Raw genomic sequence first — 19,714 nt, 5'->3', positions numbered from 1 at the left:
TGAGGTGACCTTCCCAAAAACCGGCGGGTGCGCCTTTCACAACCTCCTGGCGAACATGGCCGCGTGTGGGCCCCTGGGGTTTATGCCATCTCAGCCTGAACGCTTGGCAAACGGGGGTAGAGCGCAGGGGCTTGGGGGCCGGTGTTGGAGGCCCACGCGCCTTTCCCGTTCACCCTCTGGCGTATCCCTGAAAGTGGCTTGTACGCCTGAAGTTAGAGGGCATCGAGCTGGCTTCGCAGGGCCTGCACCCGCTCGCGCAGGGGCGTGGCCTGGGGGTTTTCCTGCTCAAACTGCAGGATGGCCCGGGGGTGGATGTGGTGCTCGTCGGGGTTGCCAAACAGCGAGTTGAGCAGCGCAAACTCTTCCTGGGAGCGCAGCGAGGCATCCTCGCGGAACATGTTGAGGTACGTCCAGGTGAACTGGGGCTCGCTGACGGCCCCGCTCAAATAGGCGTCCATCAGGCGTTTGTAGGGCTCGAGGTTGCTCTTGCCGCTTTCCTGCGGTTTTTCGACCTTTACGTCGGGGAGGTGCAGGTGGAAGAGATGCTCGAGGTTCTCCGGGGTGATGTCCCAGTTGTTGAGCTCGAAAAGCGGCTGGCCGTTGCGAAAAAGGATAATCTGCGGTGAGTGGTGCACAATGCCGGTGCGCTCGGCCACCCGGTTGGAGGCCGGACGATGCTCCACCACCTTGATGATGCCGACGGGAATTTCGGGCCGCTCACGCAGCATTTTTTCCACATGGCCCCAGCCCTGCATGGTCTTGTGGCAGGTGCCCGCTTTGAAGATGGCCGTAACGGTCTGGCTTTCGATGAACGAATCGGCCTCTTCGGGGGTGGTGATGGCGTACATGCGCTCTCTCATGCGCTAAAGTTTAGCCAATGGGGCCATCAGCAACCGTCAGCCGGGACACTTCCCCGGTGGCGCCGTTTGGTTCCCTGTTTTGCGAAGGTGCAAGGGGCCAACCCAGCTTTGAGACTCGCAACCCCAGCCTTGCACCGGGCCTGCTGGGGCTTGGGTTCCACCGACCCCGGCAGGCTCTCCTGTATGGCGATAGAGCGCTCTTCGCATATTGTGAGCCATTCTTCGAGAAAGCCTGGTTCTGAACAGAGCAGTGGCCGCCTGGAAACTCGAAAACATGCGTCTGGGCACAGACTCAACGCAGACAAGCGTGCTTCACCGAGGTGAGGCACGTTTCTTTGTCCCTTCTCGTTTTCGTGGGCGGCTACGACTGTGAAGAGCGCGATAAAAACCACGATGGTTGTGACCAAAGATCTGCTATTATCCGACCAACCAAGCTGAGCCATGCGTCTATCCTCCCCCGCCAACCCCCGCATCAAGGCCGCAGCCGCCCTCAAAGAACGCAAAGAGCGCGAGCGAACGGGGCTGTTTTTGATAGAGGGCTCGAGGGAGATTGCGCGGGCCCTGGCGGCGGGCATAGAGGTTGTGGAGGCGTACTGCGGTGAGCACCTGAACCCCGAGGAGGCCCGAACGGTGGCGGCACTGGGGGGTCTCGAGCGCCATGCGGTGAAAGAAGTTTCCGAACCGGTTCTCAAGAAACTCAGCGCCCGCGAGAACCCGGCGGGCGTCGTGGCCGTAGCCCGAGTGCCCAGCCCCTCCCTGGCCCGTTTCAACCCCCCCCAAGAGGCCCTGCTCCTGGTGGCGGTGGGGCTGGAAAAACCCGGCAACCTGGGGGCCTTGCTGCGCTCGGCAGATGCAGCCGGGGCCGATGCGGTGCTGGTGGTGGATGGGGTGGACCTCTACAGCCCCCAGGTAATTCGCAACTCCACCGGTGTGGTGTTTTCGCTGCCGACCTTTGCGGCCCCAGAACCGATGGTGCTGGAATGGCTGGAAAAGCAGCAAATTGCCCTGGTGGCCACCACGCCCCACACCGACCGGGTTTACTGGGACGCCGACTTGCGCGGTTCGGTGGCCATTGTGCTGGGGCCGGAACACACCGGGTTGAGTGATGAATGGCTGAACCGGGCCCGCCTGAAGGTCAGGATTCCCATGCAAGGCCAGGCCGATAGCCTCAACGTCTCGGTCACCGCCGCTTTGGTGCTTTACGAGGCAAAAAGACAGCGCCGGGCTACTGAATAGGGTCTATGCCAATCCGAATTGGCGCCCCCAGATACTTGGGCTGCTTGTTCAGAAGCAGATCCAGCGCCATCTGCCCGCAGACCAGGGGTTCGCCGAAGCGGGTGTTGGAGCTGAACTCCCCGAGTGGGTTCGAAGCGCTATGGCCAATGGCTTCCAGGCCGCGCTGCCGGGCCAAAAGGGCCGGTGCCCAAAACCAGCCCGACCTGGTTGTGGGGAAACTCGAGGTCGGGACACTACCCTGGCGACAACTCCAAATGGCATATGGGCTACCGAGACCGCCTGCCATCCAGAACCGGCAGCTACATAACTTTGTCCAGTTTGCTTCTTCAACGGAGGTTCTATACTGAACTTGATACCAAGAGACTCAACTGTTTTGGGTCTTGTAGCCCAGCCCTCTTGACATTCTTATGGATAGGCCGGAATAATATGTCTTCGGGTTGACACTCTAAACCCACGACTGTCAATAAAGCTATAACAGGAGGTAGTTCTATGGCAACAGCAACCATGCTCAGACCCCTCGGTGACCGTGTGGTGGTCAAGCGCATCGAAGAAGAGGCCAAGACCAAAGGGGGCATTGTGCTGCCCGATACCGCCAAGGAAAAACCCCAGAAGGGCAAGGTGATTGCCGTGGGTAGCGGGCGGGTGCTGGACAATGGAACCAAAGTGCCCCTGGAGGTCAAGCAGGGGGATACCGTGGTTTTTGCCAAGTACGGCGGTACCGAAATCGAGATTGACGGAGAAGAGTACATCATCCTCTCCGAGCGTGATTTGCTGGCGGTGATGTAAGTCAAAGCCGATAGCTGATAGTCCATAGTCAATCGCAAAAACCCAAAAGGCTATTAGCCATTCGATACGTGTACGACTGAAAGGAGTCAAACCATGGCAAAAATGCTGGTTTTTGATGAAGCTTCCCGTCGCGGCCTCGAGCGCGGCATGAACGCGGTGGCCAACGCCGTGAAGGTGACCCTGGGCCCCCGTGGGCGCAACGTGGTGCTGGAGAAGAAGTTCGGTAGCCCCACCATCACCAAAGACGGGGTGAGCGTGGCCAAGGAAGTGGAGCTAGAGGACCATCTGGAGAACATCGGCGCCAAGCTGATGATCGAGATTGCCTCCAAGACCAACGACATCACCGGCGACGGCACCACCACCGCCACCGTGCTGGGCCAGGCCATCGTGCGCGAAGGGCTGCGCAACGTGGCCGCCGGGGCCAACCCCCTCGAGCTGAAGCGCGGCATTGATAAAGCGGTCGAGGTGGCCATCAAGAGCATTCAGGAGCTGGCCGTACCCGTCAACGACCGCAAGGCCATCTTTGAAGTGGCCAGCGTCTCGGCCAACAACGACGCCGAAATCGGCAACCTGATTGCCGATGCCATGGAGAAGGTGGGCCGCGAAGGGGTCATCACCGTCGAGGAGTCCAAGAGCCTGGACACCGAGCTCAACTTTGTGGAAGGGTATCAGTTCGACAAGGGCTACATCTCGCCCTACTTCGTCAACAACCCCGACGCCATGGAGGCCCAGCTCGACGACCCCTACATCCTGATCACCGAGAAGAAGGTCTCCAACGTGCGGGAGCTTCTGCCGGTGCTGGAGCAGGTGGCCCAGACCGGCAAGCCCCTCCTGCTCATCGCCGAGGATGTGGAGGGCGAGGCCCTCGCAACCCTGGTGGTCAACCGCCTGCGTGGCACCCTGAACATTGCCGCGGTCAAGGCCCCCGGCTTCGGTGACCGCCGCAAGGAGATGCTCAAAGACCTGGCGGCCATCACCGGCGGCACCGTGATCAGCGAGGAACTCGGCTTCAAGCTGGAAAACGCCACCCTCTCCATGCTGGGCCGCGCCGAGCGCGTGCGCATCAACAAAGACGAGACCACCGTGGTCGGCGGCAAGGGCAAGAAGGAGGACATCGAGGCCCGCATCAATGGCATCAAGAAGGAGCTCGAGACCTCCGATAGCGAGTACGCCAAGGAGAAGCTGCAAGAGCGCCTGGCCAAGCTGGCCGGTGGGGTGGCGGTCATTCGCGTGGGTGCGGCCACCGAGACCGAGCTGAAGGAGAAGAAGCACCGCTACGAGGATGCGCTTTCCACGGCCCGCGCTGCGGTGGAAGAGGGCATCGTGCCCGGCGGTGGGGTCGCCCTGCTGCGCGCCGTGCCCGCCATCAAGAACCTGCTCAAGGAGCTCGAGGGCGACGAGGCCACCGGGGCCAAGATCGTGCTGCGTGCCATTGAGGAGCCCGCCCGCCAGATTGCGGCCAACGCCGGTTACGAGGGCAGCGTGGTGGTCAACAACATCCTCAGCAAGAAGGACAAGAACTACGGCTTCAACGCTGCGACCGGCGAGTACGGCGACATGATGGAGTGGGGCATCGTGGACCCGGCCAAGGTCACCCGCACCGCCCTGCAAAATGCCGCCTCCATCGGCTCGCTGATCCTCATGACCGAGGCCGTGGTCGCCGAGAAGCCCGAGGAGAAAAAGGCCCCCGCCGCGCCTGCGGGTGGCATGGGCGGCGACATGGACTTCTAAACCCGGCTTCACACCCGACACCCAACCCCTGGGGGTTGGGTGTTTTCTTGTGTTACACCATGTGATGCCGGGATTAACGCTAGAAACCTCGCTCAGAACGTAAAAATCACTAACAGGGCCGATGCCTCTGGGCTTGTCCATACTTGCACAAATGGAGCTCTAATGATATTTTCACCCGCAGGAGGCAACAGATATGAAAAAACTCTTAGTGTCCGTGTTCGCCATCCTCACCCTGGCCACCCCGGCCCTAGCCCAGTTCAGCCTGACTGGCCGTCTCGAGGCCAACTACAGCACCACCCTGGCCCCCAACCTGACGGCAGGCGTGCTGGGCCGTCTGGAGGTGCCCATCACTCCGGCCTTTGGGGTGGGCGTGCTGGTTCGCCCCTTCATCCAGTACAGCGCCGACCTGGTGAACAACGGCCCGTTGAGCGTGAGCGCTTATGGTCGAGTGCGTGTTCCTATCGAGGTGGACATTGCGCCTGCCAGCGCTTTTAGCCTGAACATCTCTCCCCAGGCGGGCGTGGACCTGTCCTATAACCTGGGCAGTGGGGCCAGCCTGAGCAGCGGGCTCCGCCTCGTGACCAACCTGCCCATCGTGCCGTCGGGCGGTAGCTTCAGCTGGCTGGTGGACGGCTACATCGAGTTTGGCTACGCCCTGGACATGCTCAGCCTGTATGCGGGGCTCTCGCTGGATCAGATTGTACCCAGCCCCTTTGCCCAGACCATCTACCTGGGGGCCAACTACGATGTCCTGCCCAACCTGACCTTCAACCCCGAGTTTGGCTTCAGCAACTTCGACTTCAACACCGCCTATCTGATTTTGCGCTTGGCCCTGAAGCTCTGAGCACAGGACAACCCCAAAGAACCAGCCGCCGGAATGCGCGGCTGGTTGTGTTTTTGAGTTTGCGCCAGGCCCATCTGGAACCCAGTCCGACCCATGCCTCGAGGGCCAGGGTGAAGGTTCTATGGTGCTTTTCCCAGATGCGGCTCTGGGACAAAGTTTTCTCAAAGTCGGGTCTGTGAAGAGGGTTAGGTGTACAAGCAACGTTCAAGACTAGACAAGGTGGGGGTGGGTAGTCGGAGGTGGGCTGTGGATCTTCGCCTTCTGCCTCTGACCCCCAAACCCCTGCCTCAAGGCTCGTACAGTTTGCAAGGTGTTCGGGCGGTATCAGCCCAGTTCTTCTTGCCAGCGGGCAAGGGCCTCGAGGGCCGGTTGCAGGGCCTGACCCTGAGGCGTCAGGGCATACTCGACCCGTGGGGGCACTTCGTGGTACTCGGTTCGGCGAATCAGGCTGAACTCCTCAAGTTCCTTAAGCCGCAGGGACAGGGTACGGGGGGGCAGGCCGGTGAGCTGCTGCAACGCGCCAAATCGAAGCGGGCCGCCCTGAAGCGCGCGCAGAATGGTGTACACCCCCCGCTGGCCCAACAACTCGAGAACCGGCTCGAGGGGTTTCTCCACGTTTTTAATCATATTTACAGCCTAGCCCTGCTTCTTCCAACTCAGGTATACCGGCATTACAAAGCGACCATACGGTCGTTTTGGAAAAAAATCCAGTAAAGCATACTGAAATTGGCTCAAGATACCGCAAGGTTCTGACTACCACCAAATAGGAATGGTTCTACACAAAAGCCACCCCCGGGTATCAGGCCCAAAAGTTAGCCCAGCTTACAAAGCGGGTTGACTGGCCTAGGCTCCGGTGGATTCTGCGGAGATTCCAACTTGCGACGCTTTTGCTCAACCGAGCCCCCATTCATCGCGCAAGGCCGCCGACCCGGCCAACCTCGAGGGCTGAACAATCGCGCCGGGCCATTCTTTTGCGTCTGGGCAGGTCAACAGCGCAGCGAACCACTATTGCTGCGGCTAAACCACAGGCTCCGGCAGGTACTGCCGCCCCCAGCGGTCTATGGCTTCGATCACCGCCTGCAAGGCCTGGCCGGCCTCGGTTAGGGCATAGCTGGTGCGGGGGGGCATGGTGGAGTGAATGGTCTTGGAGACGATACCCAGGTGCTCGAGTTTCTCGACCCGCTGGGCCAGGGTGGCCGGATTACAGCCACCGACTGCTCTGGAGAGCTCGTTGAATCCTTTGGGGCCATCCAGCAGACTGCGAATGATGTGCAGGGTCCATTTCTCTTGCAAAACATTAATGGCTTCGTAGACCGGACAAAAGCTGTGGTCCACTTCAGGGCTTTCGGGGGCAGTAGGCCTGGCCATATCTTTTGTAGTCTAGCATATTTGCTTTCTTTCTCCAAACGATTGACAAAATATATCGCTATGAAATACCATGCGCTTGTTGATCCGAAGCAAAATCGGGTCAGACCCAAGGAGGACAAAAATGAAGTGGAACCTCGACAGCAGTCACACCACCGTTGCCTTCGCCGTCAAGCACATGGGCATCTTCACCGTTCGCGGCCAGTTCAAAAAGGTGGCAGGCACCATTTGGGCCAGCGAACAGGGCGTGCCCAGCAAGATTGAGGTCACGATTGATGCTGCCAGCATCGAGACCGGCGAGGCCCAGCGCGATGCCCACCTGCGCTCCGCAGACTTTCTGGATGCCGAGCAGTACCCCGAGCTTCGTTTTGAGAGCCGCCAGATTGAAGCCCTGGGGGGCAACCAGTACCGGATTCACGGGGATCTGACCATTCGCAATGTCGCCAAGCCGGTGGTGCTCGAGGCCGAACTCAGCGCCCCGGTTAAAGACCCCTGGGGTCTGACCCGCACCGGCGCAACGGCTACCGGCGTGCTTAACCGCAAGGACTGGGGCCTGACCTGGAACCAGGTGCTCGAGCTTGGGGCGCTGCTGGTCGGCGAGGAAGTCAGGTTCACCATCGAAGTGCAGGCGGTGGCCGAGCAAGCTCCGGTTGCGGCCTGAGACTTTCTGCAGCGCGGGGGTAATCGCTCAGATTACCCCTGAAGGCTCTGGTGGGCTGTGGGATTCGCCACGACGCCCCCCCTGTCTGGCTTACATAGCTTTTGGGCAACCAGACGGTATTCTAGGTGGCGGGCCGGGCCGCAGGCCAGCATGAAAAACTGCGCCATGCCAGGGAATCTATAAATGCACAGGGTCGGTGGAATACATCACATCACTGCGATGGCAGGCCAGCCGCAGCGCAACCTGGAGTTCTACACCGGGGTCTTGGGGCTGCGCCTGGTCAAGGTCACGGTCAACTTCGACGACCCCGAGACCTACCACCTCTATTACGGCGACGGGCTGGGCCAGCCCGGCACCATTCTCACCTTCTTTCCCTGGCAGCGGGCCCTGGCCGGGCGGGCTGGGGTGCATCAGATTGCCACCATCAGCCTGGCGATTCCCCTGGAAAGCCTGGGCTACTGGATGCACCGCCTGCTGGAAAAGGGGGTGGGCTATGAAGGCCCGCAGCGCCGCGAGATTCCGGGCCCGAGCGGCCTGGAAGAGGTCAAGGTGCTGGCCCTTCGCGACCCCGATGGCATCGCGGTGGAACTCGTAGCGGCCCCTGGTGTTCCGGCGTCCCGGCACTGGGCCGGAGCGCCGGTGCCGGAGGACTACGCCATTCGGGGCCTTTTTGCAGCGCAGATGTGGGTGCTGCGGGCGGAACCCTCGGTGCGGCTGCTCGAGGGGCTGGGGTATCGGGTGCTGGGTGAGGTGGATACCATCACCTATCTGGGCCTACCCGGCGCCGAGGCCAGCTTAGGCCGGGTTGAGGTGCGCGAGACCGGCCAGTTCATGGCCGCCAGAGGGGGTGTGGGCACCGTCCACCACCTGGCTTTCCGAGTTCCCGACGATGAGACCCAGCAAGCCCTGCGCGAGCAACTTCAGCGCCAGGGGGTTCGGGTCACGGCGGTTCAGGATCGGCTGTACTTCCGCTCAATCTACTTCCGCGAGCCGGGAGGGGTGTTGTTTGAGATTGCCACCGACGTCCCTGGCTTTACCTACGACGAGTCCTTTGAGCAGCTCGGCACCGACCTGCGCCTGCCGGGGTGGCTCGAGCCCGCCCGGGCCCAGATCACGCAGAAGCTGCCGGCCATCCCCTACGCGGCCCCCTTACCGATGCAGCATTCGGAGGCCTAGGGGGATGGGCCGAACCTGAGCAACGAGCAGGCGGCGGCGCGCCAGCGCCCTCACGTCTGGCAGAATCGCAGGGCGTAGGCAAAGGGCCTCAAACCATCTTCCCTTGGGTTGGCAAGCGATGGCAACGCTAGAGCAAAGCGCAGGTGGCTCGGGGACAGGGGGCAGATGCTGGAGACCGACCCCCGAGCCCTTGCGCAATGTAAAGTGGCCTGTATGGCTGAAGCTGGCACCAACGGAGGTGGCCTTACCGCTCTTGTGCCTTTGCGCTCGAGCCCCGTGGGGTCAACCAAGCGCCGCTGACCGCTCAGCCCACCGCTGGCTCGAGGGTTTTTCTGTCGAGACGAAAGGAGCGGGATGAAACCCGTCAATGGACTGCATCATGTGACAGCCATCGCTGGCAAGGCCCAGCGCAACCTGGACTTCTACGCCGGGGTGCTGGGGTTGCGGCTGGTCAAGAAAAGCGTCAATCAGGACGACCCGGGCACCTATCACCTGTTCTATGCCGATGCGGAGGGCCGCCCCGGCACCGACCTGACCTTTTTTCCCTGGGAGACAATGGCCCCCGCCCGCAAAGGCACCGGACTGGCGGTGGAGGTGCAGCTGGCCGTGCCGCAGGGTAGCCTGGCCTACTGGGAGGCCCGCCTGCAGGGCTACGGGGTGCGGCTCGGCGCAGCCGAAGAGCGCTTTGGCGAAAAGGCCCTGCCCTTTCGGGACCCCGATGGCCTCGAGCTAGCCCTGGTCGAGACGGCCCCGCGCCCTTTCAGCCCCTGGGCGCGCAGCGCGGTACCCGAGAACCGGCAGATTATGGGTTTGCATGGGGCCCGGCTGTGGCTCCAAAGCCTGGCGCCCAGCGCCGATTTTCTGACCCGGGTGTTGGGGTTTGCCTACGCCGGACACGAAAACGGCTGGAGCCGCTATGAGGTGGCGGGCGGTGGCTCGGGCCGGTTCGTGGATATCAAAGAACTGCCCAATCTGCCCAGGGGCCAGTGGGGCACCGGCAGCATCCACCACCTGGCCTGGAGCGTGGACGATACCGCCCACGAGATGGCGGTTCGCCAGCAGATTCTGGCCGCAGGCATTCCGGCCACCCAGCAGATTGACCGCTTCTGGTTCAAGTCGGTGTATTTCAACGAGCCGGGCGGCGTGGTGTTCGAGCTGGCCACCGATGGCCCCGGTTTTGCGGTAGACGAAGACCCGGCCCAGCTGGGGGAATCGCTGGTGCTACCCCCCTGGCTGGAGCCACACCGCCCCCAGATTGAGGCCATCTTGCCCAGGCTCGAGGCCCCCAACCCCAGCCTGGCAAAGCCCTGACGGCATGCTTTTGCCTCGGAATTTCCGGGATTTCTTATCGGCCTGTTCCCAAGCGCCCTGCAAATCTCGTCGCCAGACCGCTCTGCTGTTTCGGCTGGTCTCTTCCCTGGCAGCGGTGTGGTCCAGGAACAGGCGTTCGGGGATGGGAGGGCGCCCGGCTCAAACCTGTGTTCGCCTCGAGCATCCTCGAGAGTTCGTCTTTGGTTTGACCCCCCAACCGATGGAAGGGCAAGACCCCAATCGAGCCATGACCCCCCTGAACTTTATCCACCGTTTTGAACCCGGTGCTTCGGCCAGCACGCTGCTGCTGTTGCATGGCACCGGCGGCAACGAGCACGACCTGGTGCCGCTGGCCGCGCAGCTGGCGCCGGGCGCCAACCTGCTTTCGCCTCGAGGTCGGGTGCTCGAGAACGGCGCCCCACGTTTTTTCAGGCGCCTGGCGATGGGTGTGTTCGACGAGACCGACCTCAAAGCCCAGGCCGCCGACCTGGCCCGGTTTGTGCGGGATGCGGCCCAGCGCTACGGCCTGGATGCCCAAAGGGTGTATGCCCTGGGCTACTCCAACGGGGCCAACATGGCGGCGGCCCTGATGCTGCTCTATCCCGAGGTGCTGGCCGGGGCCGTTCTGCTGCGCCCCATGCTGCCTTTGGAGGTCGAACCGCTGCCCGATTTGTCCGGCAAGGCGGCCTTTCTGGCCGCTGGCACCCACGACCCCTGGTCGCCCACCGCACGGGTGCAGGCGCTGGCCGATTACCTGAAAAAAGCAGGCGCAGAGGTTCAACTGCGCTGGCAGGCGGGCGGCCACCCGCTATATGCCGAGGAGCTGGCTGCGGCCCAGGAATGGCTGGCCGCACATCTCCAATAGCGCTTTGGGGCAGCACTCCGTTTTGCCGAAGCGGGTGCTTCCCACTTCCTTGCGAATGTGGCCAAAGGGAGGCATCAGGTCGGCCATGAATCATGGTGGGCGATGCCTACCCGGAGTGACGGGTGCATTTTGGCGACGGCAGGGCTCGTGATGTGTGCTGCAAGTTCAGAGACAGCGCATCCAGGCTAAACTAAGCGGGTGGACTTCGACTTCACCCAACTGCAACCCCAGGAGCGGTACAAGCTCCTGACCGGGCTGATAGTGCCGCGCCCCATTGCCTGGGTGACCAGCCTGGGCGCCAATGGCCAGGTCAATGCAGCCCCCTTCAGTTTCTTCAATGCCATGGGCTCCGACCCGGCCCTGCTGGTTATTGGCGTGGGCAACCACCCCCAGCGCCCCAAAGACACGGCGGCCAACATCAAGCGCAGCGGGGTGTTTGTGGTCAACCTGGTGAGCGAGGCCCTGGCCGAAGCCATGAACCTGACCGCTGCCGAGTTTCCCGAGGAGGTTAGCGAGGTCGAGGCAGCGGGGCTACAAACTGCGCCCTCGGCTCAGGTCGCGGTTCCCCGGCTGGCCCTGGCCCCGGCGGGGTTTGAGTGTCGGCTGCACTCGGTGATTGAGATTGGCCGCAACCGCCTGGTCATCGGCGAGGTACTGGGGGCTTTTGTGCAGGATCACCTGGTGGCCGATGCCCAGAAGCTCTACCTGAAAACCGCCGAACTTGGCCTGATTGGCCGCATGGGGGGGCGGGGGGGTTATGTGCGCACCACCGACCTGTTCGAGATGCCCCGCATCAGCTACGAGACCTGGCGCAAGAACCATCAGTAGCCCTGGGGCTTCCGCCTAGCTCCGCTGCTCCAGGCCAGGTGTTCGGCCAGGCGGGGCAAGCAGCGGGCCAGCAGGTCGAAGGCCTGTAGCTGCCAGGGCACAAACCAAACCCTGGCCTCCCGCTCCAGAGCCCGCACAATGCCCAGGGCTGCTTGCTGGGAGGTAATTTCGGGAATCAAGCGTCCAATCCGGGGGATGCGGCTTTCGGTGTCGGTGTTGCGGGTGAAATACTCGGAGTCGCTGATTTTGCCAGGGAAAAACGCGCACACCCTGAGCCGGGTGGGGTAGAGGTCGGCCCGCAGGGCTTCGGTGAGGCCATGGAGGGCCCAGCGGGCGGCCACATAGCCAGTCGCCCCCGGCCAGACCAGCCGGCTGGCCGGGGAGCAGACCGAGAGAATAAAGCCCCGGTTTTGCTGCAACATGGCGGGCAGGAAGACCCGGGTCAGGTAGGCGGCGGCAAAATAGGGGGTGTCCATCAGACCCTGGAGGGCCTCCAGGGGGGTTTCGTCCAGAAAGCGCCACGCGCCGGCCCCGGCGCTATGGATCAGAATCTCCGGTGTTCCCAGCTCGTGCAGCACCCAGTCGCCCAGCCGTTGGGCCTCCTCTGGCCGGCTGAGGTCGGCGGGAAAAGCCCAGGCCTGGCCCCCTGCCGCGCGAATCTCACCCTCCACCTGCTCTAGTTCCTGCGCCCGTCGGGCCACCAGAACCACCCGGGCCCCTCTTTGGCCAAGCTCCAGGGCGCTGGCTTTGCCAATCCCGCTGCTGGCCCCGCTAATCACGCAAAGGCTTCCGGGAATCTTCATAGCTCAATCAGAGTGTATTCGAAGGCATTGATGACCCGCACGCCCTCGGGACTGACGTACTCCCGTTTAGGCTGGGCCTCATACAGATGGATATGCCCGTGCACATGGATTTTGGGGCGGTACAGGCGGTGGAATAGTCCCAGCGCGGTGCTGCCCCGGTGGGGAAAGTCCGGGCCGGCGTGGGGGCCGGGGGGTGGGGCATGGGTGAGCAGGATATCCACCCCGTGCCCCTTCAACAGGCGGCGGCCCATCAGCACCGGATACCACGATAAAAAGCGGCCCTGGGCCTCGGCTTCGCTATACTGCCCAATATCGCGGTTGTTGTAGCGGGGGCAGCCCCCCCAGCCCGCAATTCGCAGGCCCGCCACCTCCACCAGGCGCCCATGGGCCTGGATGGCCCCGCCCGGAGCGGTCAGGTTGCCGAGGTAGTCCTGTACATACTCCTCCTTGTGATTGCCGTGCACATAGACCACCGGTACCCGCACCTTGGTGGCTACGAACTCGATGTAGCTGCCCGGTAAATCACCGGCCATCAGCACCAGCTCAAAAGGGGGCAGGTTGTCGGGAAACCGCTCCTGGTGGATGAAGGGGTGAATCTGGTCGGAGAGCGCCAGAATGCGCATCAGAGGCTACTCCTGAATGCGGGGGGTGGAGTTTGTGCAGTTGCGCTTCCAAGCTGGGGCATAGGTCGATACCAGACGAAAGGAGTCCCCTGCCAAACGTGCGGTTCACCGAGGGGCCCAAAGAGGCTTCCCAGGCAGCGTTGCAGAGATAAAGACTCGTGCAGCACTCGAGCGGGAGGCGCTTGGCTTGGCTATAGTCTAAACATCCGATGCTTTTTGTCAAAGCGGAACAGCGCCCTGCAAGCCCCTCGATTCGGCCAGCCCAGGCTGTTTTCAGGGCTTCAACCCCGGCGGCTCGAGGCGACAAAACCAGAGGCCCAGAAGGTTTGGTCAAGGTGGTCAAGATGCCGTGCTTTTGCCCTGCGCTTCTCAAGATGTGCCAGCCTGGTGCTGCTGTCCTCACCGTTACCGGGCCCGAAGCCCCAGCCTCGCTCGTTCAGGCCCTTATCTCAACCGCCAGGGCCACTGCTATTCCCCAGCACCATTGGGGTTTTCGGCTTTTCAGGCCCTGCCCTGGGAAGTTTGGAAGGCGACCCAGCCCGCACGCGGCGAAGGCCTGGTGATTTATCGGGCTTGGCTTTAGTATCGGCAGGATGAAGATTCCTGCTTTGGCCCTGGAAGCCAAACCGATGCACCGGGTTTGGGGCGGAACACGCCTGGCCGAGCGGCTGGGCATGGAGGGCAACCAGCCGGTAGGAGAACTCTGGCTGGCCTACGACCAAAACCGCATTCGGTCGGGGCCGCTGGCGGGCAGAACCCTGGCCGAAGCCTTGCCCGAACTTGGCCCTGAGTTTATCGGCAAGGTTGGGTATGGTCGGTATGGCCTCGAGCTGCCCTTACTCGTCAAGTTCCTCGACACCGCCGAGTGGCTCTCGGTGCAGGTGCACCCGGACGACGCTTACGCGCACACCGTGGAAGCGGCCAGTGGTTTTCACGGCAAGACCGAGGCCTGGTACATCCTCGAGGGCGAGGGTGAAATCGTCTATGGGCTGGGTGAGCAGATGGAGCGTGAGACCCTGGCCCGGGCAGCCCAGGACGGCACCCTCTGGGACAAACTTCAGCGCGAGTGGGTGGTTTCGGAACAGGTGATTCCGGTGCCCGCCGGTACCATTCATGCGCTGGGGCCGGGCCTGCTGCTCTACGAGGTGCAGCAGCGTTCCGACCTGACCTATCGCCTGTACGACTACGGGCGGCCCCGCGAGCTGCACCTGGAGAAAGGGCTGGATGTCGCCAGGCGAACCCCCACCCCCCTTCCACACCCGGTTCCCCTGCCCGCCCACCACAAGGAAATCCTGCTGGTCGGCGGGGCGTTTGTGCTCGAGCGCCACCACCTGCGAGGCCGACTGGCCTTGCGGGCCCCCGAAGATAGTTTTTTGCTCCTGACCCTGATTGCCGGGGGCGCGGAGTGGCTCGAGGGGCCCCTTTCCTGGGGCGACACCCTGCTGGTCGGGGCCGGACAGGCCCTCGAGCTCAGCGGGCAGGCGCAGTTTTTGGGCGCTTTTGTACCCCCTCCCAGCTGGCTGGACTGGTATCCAAACTCGGTGCGGGTGCTTCCATAAGGTCGGTTGATCGTTTCTGGTCGGGAATTTGCTAGCATGGGGTCATGCTCCAGTACGACCAGCTTCCCCCTGGCAGCAGCCTGATTGACGCCGAGCTGCCCGACCTTTCAGGCCAGCCGGTTCGGCTCTCGGCCTTTGGCGAGCCTTTTCTGGCGGTGATGTTCATCTGCAACCACTGTCCGTATGTGAAAGGCTCCATTGAGGAGATTGTGGCCCTGGCCCGCAAATTCCAGGGACAGGTGGCCTTTGTGGGCATCAACTCCAACGACTTTGAACGTTACCCAGAGGACGCCCCGGAGGTCATGCGCACCTTTGCCCAGACGCACGGGTTCAATTTTCCCTATCTGCTCGACGAAACCCAGCAGGTGGCCCGGGCCTACAAAGCCCTGCGCACGCCGGAGGTGTTTGTGTTCGACCAGGCCCGCAAGCTTCGCTACCATGGCCGGGTCAACGACACGCCCAAAGACCCCACCACCGTGACCGACCACACCCTCCAACGTGTACTGGAAGCCCTGCTCCAGGGGCAGGAGCCCCCCGTGACCGAGGCGGACGCCATTGGCTGCACCATCAAGTGGAAACCCGGTCACGAGCCCACCGTGCGCATCGCTTCCACCTGACTGCCATCCGAAGGCCACTGCCCTCCTGCTCCAAACAAAAGCCGAAGCCTTTGGGTGTTCAACCAAGCAAAAAAACAGCGGGCTATGCCCGCTGCTGTGTTTGTTCCGCGCCTACTCGTGGGGCAGGTCGTAGGTCTCGAGGGCTTCACCCCAGGCCTTGCTCATGCGGAAGCCATCCCAGATGGCCTTGACCGAGCTTTTGACGGGTGGACGGCTCAGAATCAGCAGGGCAGGGCGGGTCAGGCGGCGGCTCGAGGTTGGGTACTGGGCCCCTGAGGTGCTGCTGGTTTGAATCAGGGTGGTCTCCACGGCAATCCCTCCTTGGACTCCACGATAGAACAAACCGTGTTTATTTTGTCAAAGCCAGTAGCATGGGATTTACACTTACCGCTGAATATACACAGATTGAGATACACGATTATTATTGTAGAAAGCAATGCCCTACACTAAAAAAGGCCACCCTCGGTGTAAATAGCGAGATTGGTACTCAGCATGCAGTCGTATAGATACCCATACCCTGCATAGGATTGCTCTCAAGCCCCTCCCCTTCGGGTTGCCTGAAAGGCCAGGTCAGCCTCCCCAACGGGGTAGGGGAGAGCGAGTCCAGGCTGGGATTGAACCTAGTATGTCAAGCCCGTCCCTGTGCACTGAGGACGCGATAGACCTCCCGGGCTAAGTAGGTCTTGAGCAGGCGCAGGGCTTCCCGGGGGGTCTTGCCCTCCTGTTGTTTGCGCTGGAAGTAGTCCCGAGCCCCCCGCTGGTTCAGACGAACCCGCGTCAGCACCGCCAGGTGCAGGGCATGGTTGAGCCGCCGGTTGCCCCCAGGGTTTACGCACCCCCGGCCCACCTGCCCACTCCCCCGGTACACCGGCGCCGCCCCGGCATAGCTGGCCAGGTGGTGCTCGCTGGGAAAACGCCGGATATCCCCGATCTCGGCCAGCAGGATGCCCGCCAACACCGGTCCAATCCCAGGGAGCGCCAAAAGCCCCGGGGCCTGCTGCTGAACCCGGCGGCCGATCTGTGCATCCAGCCAGTCCAGGCTGCGCTCCAGGGCGGTCAACAGCGCCTGCATCTGCTCAGCAAGGCCGGGTAGAACCACCCGTAACCGGCTCAGGCTCAGGCGCAGGGCCTTGCGAACCGACACCAGTTGCCCCCGCCGACGGGTCAGTTCCTGCAGCGCCAGGGTGGCCTCGGAGGGCAGGTAGCGGGGGAGTTGAGGATTGGCCAGCAAGGCCCGGGCGGCATGGGCGGCATCGCGCCCATCGTCCTTGCGCCGTTCGACCCGGCTGCGATACTGGCTGGTCAGGGAGGGGTGGATGGCGTACAGGCGGGCGCCTTGCGCGACCAGGTAGCGGGCCAGGGGCAGGGCAAAGGGGCTGGTCGCGCCCTCCACCGCCCAGTGGGCCTGGGGGAAGCGCTGCAACCAGGCCTTGAGGGGCGCCCAGCCGGCGGGATCGTTGGGCACGGTGCACTGATCCAGCCTGCGACCCTGGGCATCCAGCACCACGGCGGTATGGGTGGCGGGGTGGGGGTCTACGCCTATAATGACCATGATCACCTCCGTGATCAGGCTGCCCCGGCAAGTCTGTGATAGGATCGGGCTACGAAAGCACCCTAGTATCAGGCCAGGGGCAGCTTTGTGGTGGATTGGCGCAAGGCGAGCAGTTCATTCCCCAGCCTCATGGGCAGACACTCGGAGAGCTACACCTTGCGCCTGTAATTAGTGTGTCATACAGACACCTTAATTCTGGCTTTGGGTGTCGCTTTGAGGGAGATTTGGTATTATCTCCCGCCAAATGTTACAGCGCCTCGAGCCGGTTGGCTTGGCTGAAGGGACTGACCTGTTTGATTCAAATGGTCGGGATCTGGCTCTGGCTCCCGTTGATGGGGCGCTGGGCTCGCTTGAAAATGAGGGCTTCGCCCACCCGCCCCTCGAGCACCCCCACCGCCGGAGAAACCGCAATCTGGGCACAAAAGGGCACGTCGGCCTCGAGCCCAACCTGTCTGAGGGCTTGCGCGGCGGCGGAGAGGTGCAGCGGCTCCAGCGGATCGGGATACGTGCGGCGGGTGGTGAGGGCTGTAAGGGCGCCATCCTCGAGTTCATACGAACCCATAATCTGCAAAAATTCGGCCAGAACGCCCGCGGTATAGACGTCATCCAGACCGATCCGGCCTTCCTTGCCCGCGCAGAGAATGGCTACCTCCTCTGTGGCCAGCTGGTGGGCCAGGCGGGCCGCAGCGTGCGCATTGTAAAGGGAGGCCAGCAAGACATGCTTGGCGCTACGGGCCGCCAGATGCGCCGTGCGGGTGCCGTTGGTGGTGCTCATGACCACCACCTTGCCTCCCACCGGCGCTTCCTTGGCCTCCCTGGGCGAGTTGCCATAGTCGAAGCCCGGAGGCTTGAGACCCCCTTCCTCTCCCGCCAGCACCACATCGGCATCCCGAAAGGCTCGGGCACTCTCGAGGCTGGCTGTCAGGTACAAGCGTTCAGCTCCTGCTTCCAGGAAAGCCGTCGCAGTGGTGGTTGCTCGGATTACGTCCACCACCAGCACCACATCCTGGTAGCTCAGGTTGTCCTGGGGAACCAGATCAGCCCGCAAGCGCATAACTCTCCCTTGGCTCAGCCACATTATTCAGAAGACCACCCTCAAACATGCTCCCAAAGCCCCTGTTCACCCAGGCAGGAATAGCTGGCCGCATGAAGCATGGAGACTATCTGAGGCATAGATGAGGACGAAGGGAATCATAAAGGATAAACCGCTCTTTATGTGAAGAGCCTCCTCGGGCTGAGCGTCGGGGCTTGGGGTCGTCGAGCCGTGTTCAGCAGCTTGAATTTTTGGTTGTTGACCGAAAGAAGCGGCGAACGTTCCCGCCGGCTCGGTTTTGGTGCCCGGGTTACCGCAGCCCGAACAGCACCTCCTCGAGGCCCGCCGGGTCAATTATTTCCACATATCCTGAGCCTACCTTGACGAGTTCTTCCTCGCGCAGGGCGTGAAGCACACGGGTCACGGTCTCACGGCTGGTTCCGGAAAGCTGGGCCAGCTCCTGATGGGTCAGTTTCATCCTGACCCCATCGCCGTACCGTTGCTTGCGAAGTTTGGTCAGGGCATAGGCCACCCGACCGCGGGCTTCTTCGAAGGAGAGCACCTCGAGCTCAAGGTCGGCCTCCCGCAAGCGCCGCGCCAGGATGGTGGCCAGGTTGTGCAGGATTTCCGGCCATTTGCGCACCAGGCTCCAGTAAGCATCCTGGTACAAGACCAGCAGTACCGAATCTACGGTGGTCTCGGCGGAAGCGCTGCGGGGCTGGTCATCCAGCAGGCTCATCTCGCCAAACACCTCACCGGGGCCCAGGTAGGCAAACATTCGCTCACGGCCATCCAGGTAGGTTCGGTAAATGCGCACCTGTCCGCTCTGGACAATGTACAGGGCCGCCCCCATATCGCCGGCCTCGAAAATTTGTTTACCCGCCGGGTAACTGCGGGTCACAAAGGCCTCGCGGGCGACCTCGAGGGCCTGGGGAGGCACCCCCTGAAAGAGCGGGGTCTTTGCAAGCACCTGCGTGTCGGCCAACATCAGGTACACTTTACAAGGGTGCGTAACGGTTTGCCAATAGCAGCGAACACACCGGTACTGGAGGTTTTTCAGCTGGGTTTTGGCTACGGCGAGGTCGAGCTTTTCCAAAATCTTGGCTTTACCCTGTACAAGGGCGAAACAAGGGTCGTTCTGGGGCCTTCGGGCAGCGGCAAAACCACGCTGCTGCACCTCCTGGCCGGTCTGCTGGCCCTTCAATCGGGCGACGTGCATTGGCAGGGGCAGAGCATCCGGGGCCTGAGTGAAGAGGTGCTGGCCCGACGACGTTTGCATTTTACCGGCCTGATATTTCAGCACCACTACCTGCAAGCCGAACTTACCGCACTGGAAAACGTCCTGGTTCCAGGGTATTTGGCCAACCAGGTAGACAAGGCCTGGGGGCTGGAACTGCTGCATCGGGTGGGGCTGCTCGACCGGGCCCACCTGCTACCCAAGGCCCTCTCGGGGGGTGAACGGCAGCGCATTGCGGTGGCTCGAGCCCTCTACAACCGCCCCCAGCTCTTGCTCGCCGACGAACCAACCGGCAGCCTGGACCGGCGCAATGCGGAGAAAGTCTGGGAGCTGATGCTCTGCCTGGCCCAGGACCTTGGCACCGCCGTCATTGTGGCCACCCACGACGAACATCTGGTGCAGGGCCTGGCCGAGCTGCGGCTGGGCTAATAAAGGGATAGCTGGGCCTCGACCAGGGTTCATGAGCCGAGCACCCGAAGAGCAACTTCCAGGCCCAAAGTACCGGCCAATCAAGCAGATAAGAGCAATACCCCTGGGCCGCCAGCGCTTCTGTAATACCAATTCTACGACGAGGTGACACATAAAGCCTCCTGAATCCAGGGCCAAAAGCAAAGCTGCTTGACCCTG

22 protein-coding genes are annotated in these 19,714 nt (G+C 62.3%); 12 read left to right on the top strand and 10 right to left on the bottom strand.

All coding sequences use genetic code 11. From position 1 onward, the window contains the following. Window positions 1-212: 212 nt before the first annotated feature. Window positions 213-860, bottom strand: coding sequence for a thioredoxin family protein (locus NZN28_RS09870; protein WP_295397741.1), 648 nt, complete (start codon window positions 858-860; stop codon window positions 213-215). A gap of 441 nt (window positions 861-1,301) precedes the next feature. On the opposite strand from NZN28_RS09870, the gene NZN28_RS09865 reads away from it, so the two are divergent. Further along, complete coding sequence (locus NZN28_RS09865; RefSeq protein WP_295397739.1) at window positions 1,302-2,096, top strand: RNA methyltransferase; 795 nt, start codon at window positions 1,302-1,304, stop codon at window positions 2,094-2,096. On the opposite strand, the gene NZN28_RS09860 is transcribed toward NZN28_RS09865, so the two are convergent. After that, window positions 2,086-2,271 (bottom strand): hypothetical protein, encoded by a 186-nt coding sequence (locus NZN28_RS09860; protein WP_295397737.1) that lies wholly within the window; start codon window positions 2,269-2,271, stop codon window positions 2,086-2,088. The two genes, NZN28_RS09865 and NZN28_RS09860, sit on opposite strands and share 11 nt — an antisense overlap. A 329-nt stretch (window positions 2,272-2,600) precedes the next feature. Between NZN28_RS09860 and groES the strand changes: the two genes are divergently transcribed. From groES to NZN28_RS09845, 3 genes are all read left to right on the top strand, one after another. Beyond that, window positions 2,601-2,882: a co-chaperone GroES gene (groES, locus tag NZN28_RS09855; protein WP_367275830.1), complete on the top strand. Its 282-nt coding sequence runs from the start codon at window positions 2,601-2,603 to the stop codon at window positions 2,880-2,882. Window positions 2,883-2,975: 93 nt separating this feature from the next. Continuing rightward, window positions 2,976-4,613 (top strand): chaperonin GroEL, encoded by a 1,638-nt coding sequence (groL, locus tag NZN28_RS09850; RefSeq protein ID WP_295397733.1) that lies wholly within the window; start codon window positions 2,976-2,978, stop codon window positions 4,611-4,613. Between the two features lie 193 nt (window positions 4,614-4,806). Continuing rightward, window positions 4,807-5,457 carry a hypothetical protein gene (locus NZN28_RS09845; RefSeq protein ID WP_295397731.1) on the top strand — a complete coding sequence of 217 codons (651 nt, stop codon included), beginning with the start codon at window positions 4,807-4,809 and terminating at the stop codon, window positions 5,455-5,457. Between the two features lie 324 nt (window positions 5,458-5,781). Here NZN28_RS09845 and NZN28_RS09840 read toward each other — a convergent pair whose 3' ends face one another. Then, the gene (locus NZN28_RS09840) at window positions 5,782-6,084 is read right to left on the bottom strand and encodes a helix-turn-helix domain-containing protein (protein ID WP_295397729.1); all 303 of its coding nucleotides are present in this window, start codon (window positions 6,082-6,084) and stop codon (window positions 5,782-5,784) included. Window positions 6,085-6,474: 390 nt separating this feature from the next. After that, window positions 6,475-6,825 carry a helix-turn-helix domain-containing protein gene (locus NZN28_RS09835; protein WP_295397726.1) on the bottom strand — a complete coding sequence of 117 codons (351 nt, stop codon included), beginning with the start codon at window positions 6,823-6,825 and terminating at the stop codon, window positions 6,475-6,477. A gap of 121 nt (window positions 6,826-6,946) precedes the next feature. Between NZN28_RS09835 and NZN28_RS09830 the strand changes: the two genes are divergently transcribed. From NZN28_RS09830 to NZN28_RS09810, 5 genes are all read left to right on the top strand, one after another. Beyond that, window positions 6,947-7,483, top strand: a complete 537-nt coding sequence (locus NZN28_RS09830) for a YceI family protein (RefSeq protein ID WP_295397724.1) — start codon at window positions 6,947-6,949, stop codon at window positions 7,481-7,483. Window positions 7,484-7,666: 183 nt separating this feature from the next. Beyond that, complete coding sequence (locus NZN28_RS09825; RefSeq protein ID WP_295397722.1) at window positions 7,667-8,659, top strand: VOC family protein; 993 nt, start codon at window positions 7,667-7,669, stop codon at window positions 8,657-8,659. Between the two features lie 354 nt (window positions 8,660-9,013). Further along, entirely contained in the window at window positions 9,014-9,970 is a 957-nt protein-coding gene (locus NZN28_RS09820) for a ring-cleaving dioxygenase (RefSeq protein ID WP_295397720.1), read from the top strand. Window positions 9,971-10,217: 247 nt separating this feature from the next. Further along, window positions 10,218-10,835, top strand: coding sequence for an alpha/beta hydrolase (locus NZN28_RS09815; protein ID WP_295397718.1), 618 nt, complete (start codon window positions 10,218-10,220; stop codon window positions 10,833-10,835). 198 nt (window positions 10,836-11,033) lie between these two features. After that, entirely contained in the window at window positions 11,034-11,663 is a 630-nt protein-coding gene (locus NZN28_RS09810; protein ID WP_295397716.1) for a flavin reductase family protein, read from the top strand. Here NZN28_RS09810 and NZN28_RS09805 read toward each other — a convergent pair. Then, window positions 11,657-12,466 carry an SDR family oxidoreductase gene (locus NZN28_RS09805; RefSeq protein ID WP_295397715.1) on the bottom strand — a complete coding sequence of 270 codons (810 nt, stop codon included), beginning with the start codon at window positions 12,464-12,466 and terminating at the stop codon, window positions 11,657-11,659. The two genes, NZN28_RS09810 and NZN28_RS09805, sit on opposite strands and share 7 nt — an antisense overlap. Further along, window positions 12,463-13,089, bottom strand: a complete 627-nt coding sequence (locus NZN28_RS09800; RefSeq protein ID WP_295397713.1) for a metallophosphoesterase — start codon at window positions 13,087-13,089, stop codon at window positions 12,463-12,465. The genes NZN28_RS09805 and NZN28_RS09800 overlap by 4 nt, the downstream gene beginning before the upstream one ends. 593 nt (window positions 13,090-13,682) lie before the next feature. Between NZN28_RS09800 and NZN28_RS09795 the strand changes: the two genes are divergently transcribed. After that, the gene (locus NZN28_RS09795; RefSeq protein ID WP_295397711.1) at window positions 13,683-14,648 is read left to right on the top strand and encodes a type I phosphomannose isomerase catalytic subunit; all 966 of its coding nucleotides are present in this window, start codon (window positions 13,683-13,685) and stop codon (window positions 14,646-14,648) included. 44 nt (window positions 14,649-14,692) lie between these two features. Further along, the gene (locus NZN28_RS09790; RefSeq protein ID WP_295397709.1) at window positions 14,693-15,265 is read left to right on the top strand and encodes a thioredoxin family protein; all 573 of its coding nucleotides are present in this window, start codon (window positions 14,693-14,695) and stop codon (window positions 15,263-15,265) included. Window positions 15,266-15,376: 111 nt separating this feature from the next. Here the strand turns inward: NZN28_RS09790 and NZN28_RS09785 are convergent, their stop codons facing one another. The 4 genes from NZN28_RS09785 to NZN28_RS09770 all read right to left on the bottom strand — a co-directional run bounded on the left by NZN28_RS09785 (window position 15,377) and on the right by NZN28_RS09770 (window position 18,838). Next, the gene (locus NZN28_RS09785) at window positions 15,377-15,574 is read right to left on the bottom strand and encodes a hypothetical protein (RefSeq protein ID WP_295397707.1); all 198 of its coding nucleotides are present in this window, start codon (window positions 15,572-15,574) and stop codon (window positions 15,377-15,379) included. 319 nt (window positions 15,575-15,893) lie between these two features. Next, window positions 15,894-16,817, bottom strand: a complete 924-nt coding sequence (locus tag NZN28_RS09780; RefSeq protein WP_295397705.1) for an IS110 family transposase — start codon at window positions 16,815-16,817, stop codon at window positions 15,894-15,896. Window positions 16,818-17,115: 298 nt separating this feature from the next. Next, window positions 17,116-17,871, bottom strand: a complete 756-nt coding sequence (locus NZN28_RS09775; protein WP_295397703.1) for a 2-phosphosulfolactate phosphatase — start codon at window positions 17,869-17,871, stop codon at window positions 17,116-17,118. A gap of 289 nt (window positions 17,872-18,160) precedes the next feature. Next, window positions 18,161-18,838, bottom strand: a complete 678-nt coding sequence (locus NZN28_RS09770) for a Crp/Fnr family transcriptional regulator (RefSeq protein ID WP_295397701.1) — start codon at window positions 18,836-18,838, stop codon at window positions 18,161-18,163. Window positions 18,839-18,856: 18 nt separating this feature from the next. On the opposite strand from NZN28_RS09770, the gene NZN28_RS09765 reads away from it, so the two are divergent. Next, entirely contained in the window at window positions 18,857-19,516 is a 660-nt protein-coding gene (locus tag NZN28_RS09765; RefSeq protein WP_295397700.1) for an ABC transporter ATP-binding protein, read from the top strand. Window positions 19,517-19,714 lie beyond the last annotated feature (198 nt).

The organism is Meiothermus sp. (assembly GCF_025056915.1).
Classification (GTDB): Bacteria; Deinococcota; Deinococci; order Deinococcales; family Thermaceae; genus Meiothermus.
This window is presented reverse-complemented; position numbering and strand designations above follow the sequence as displayed.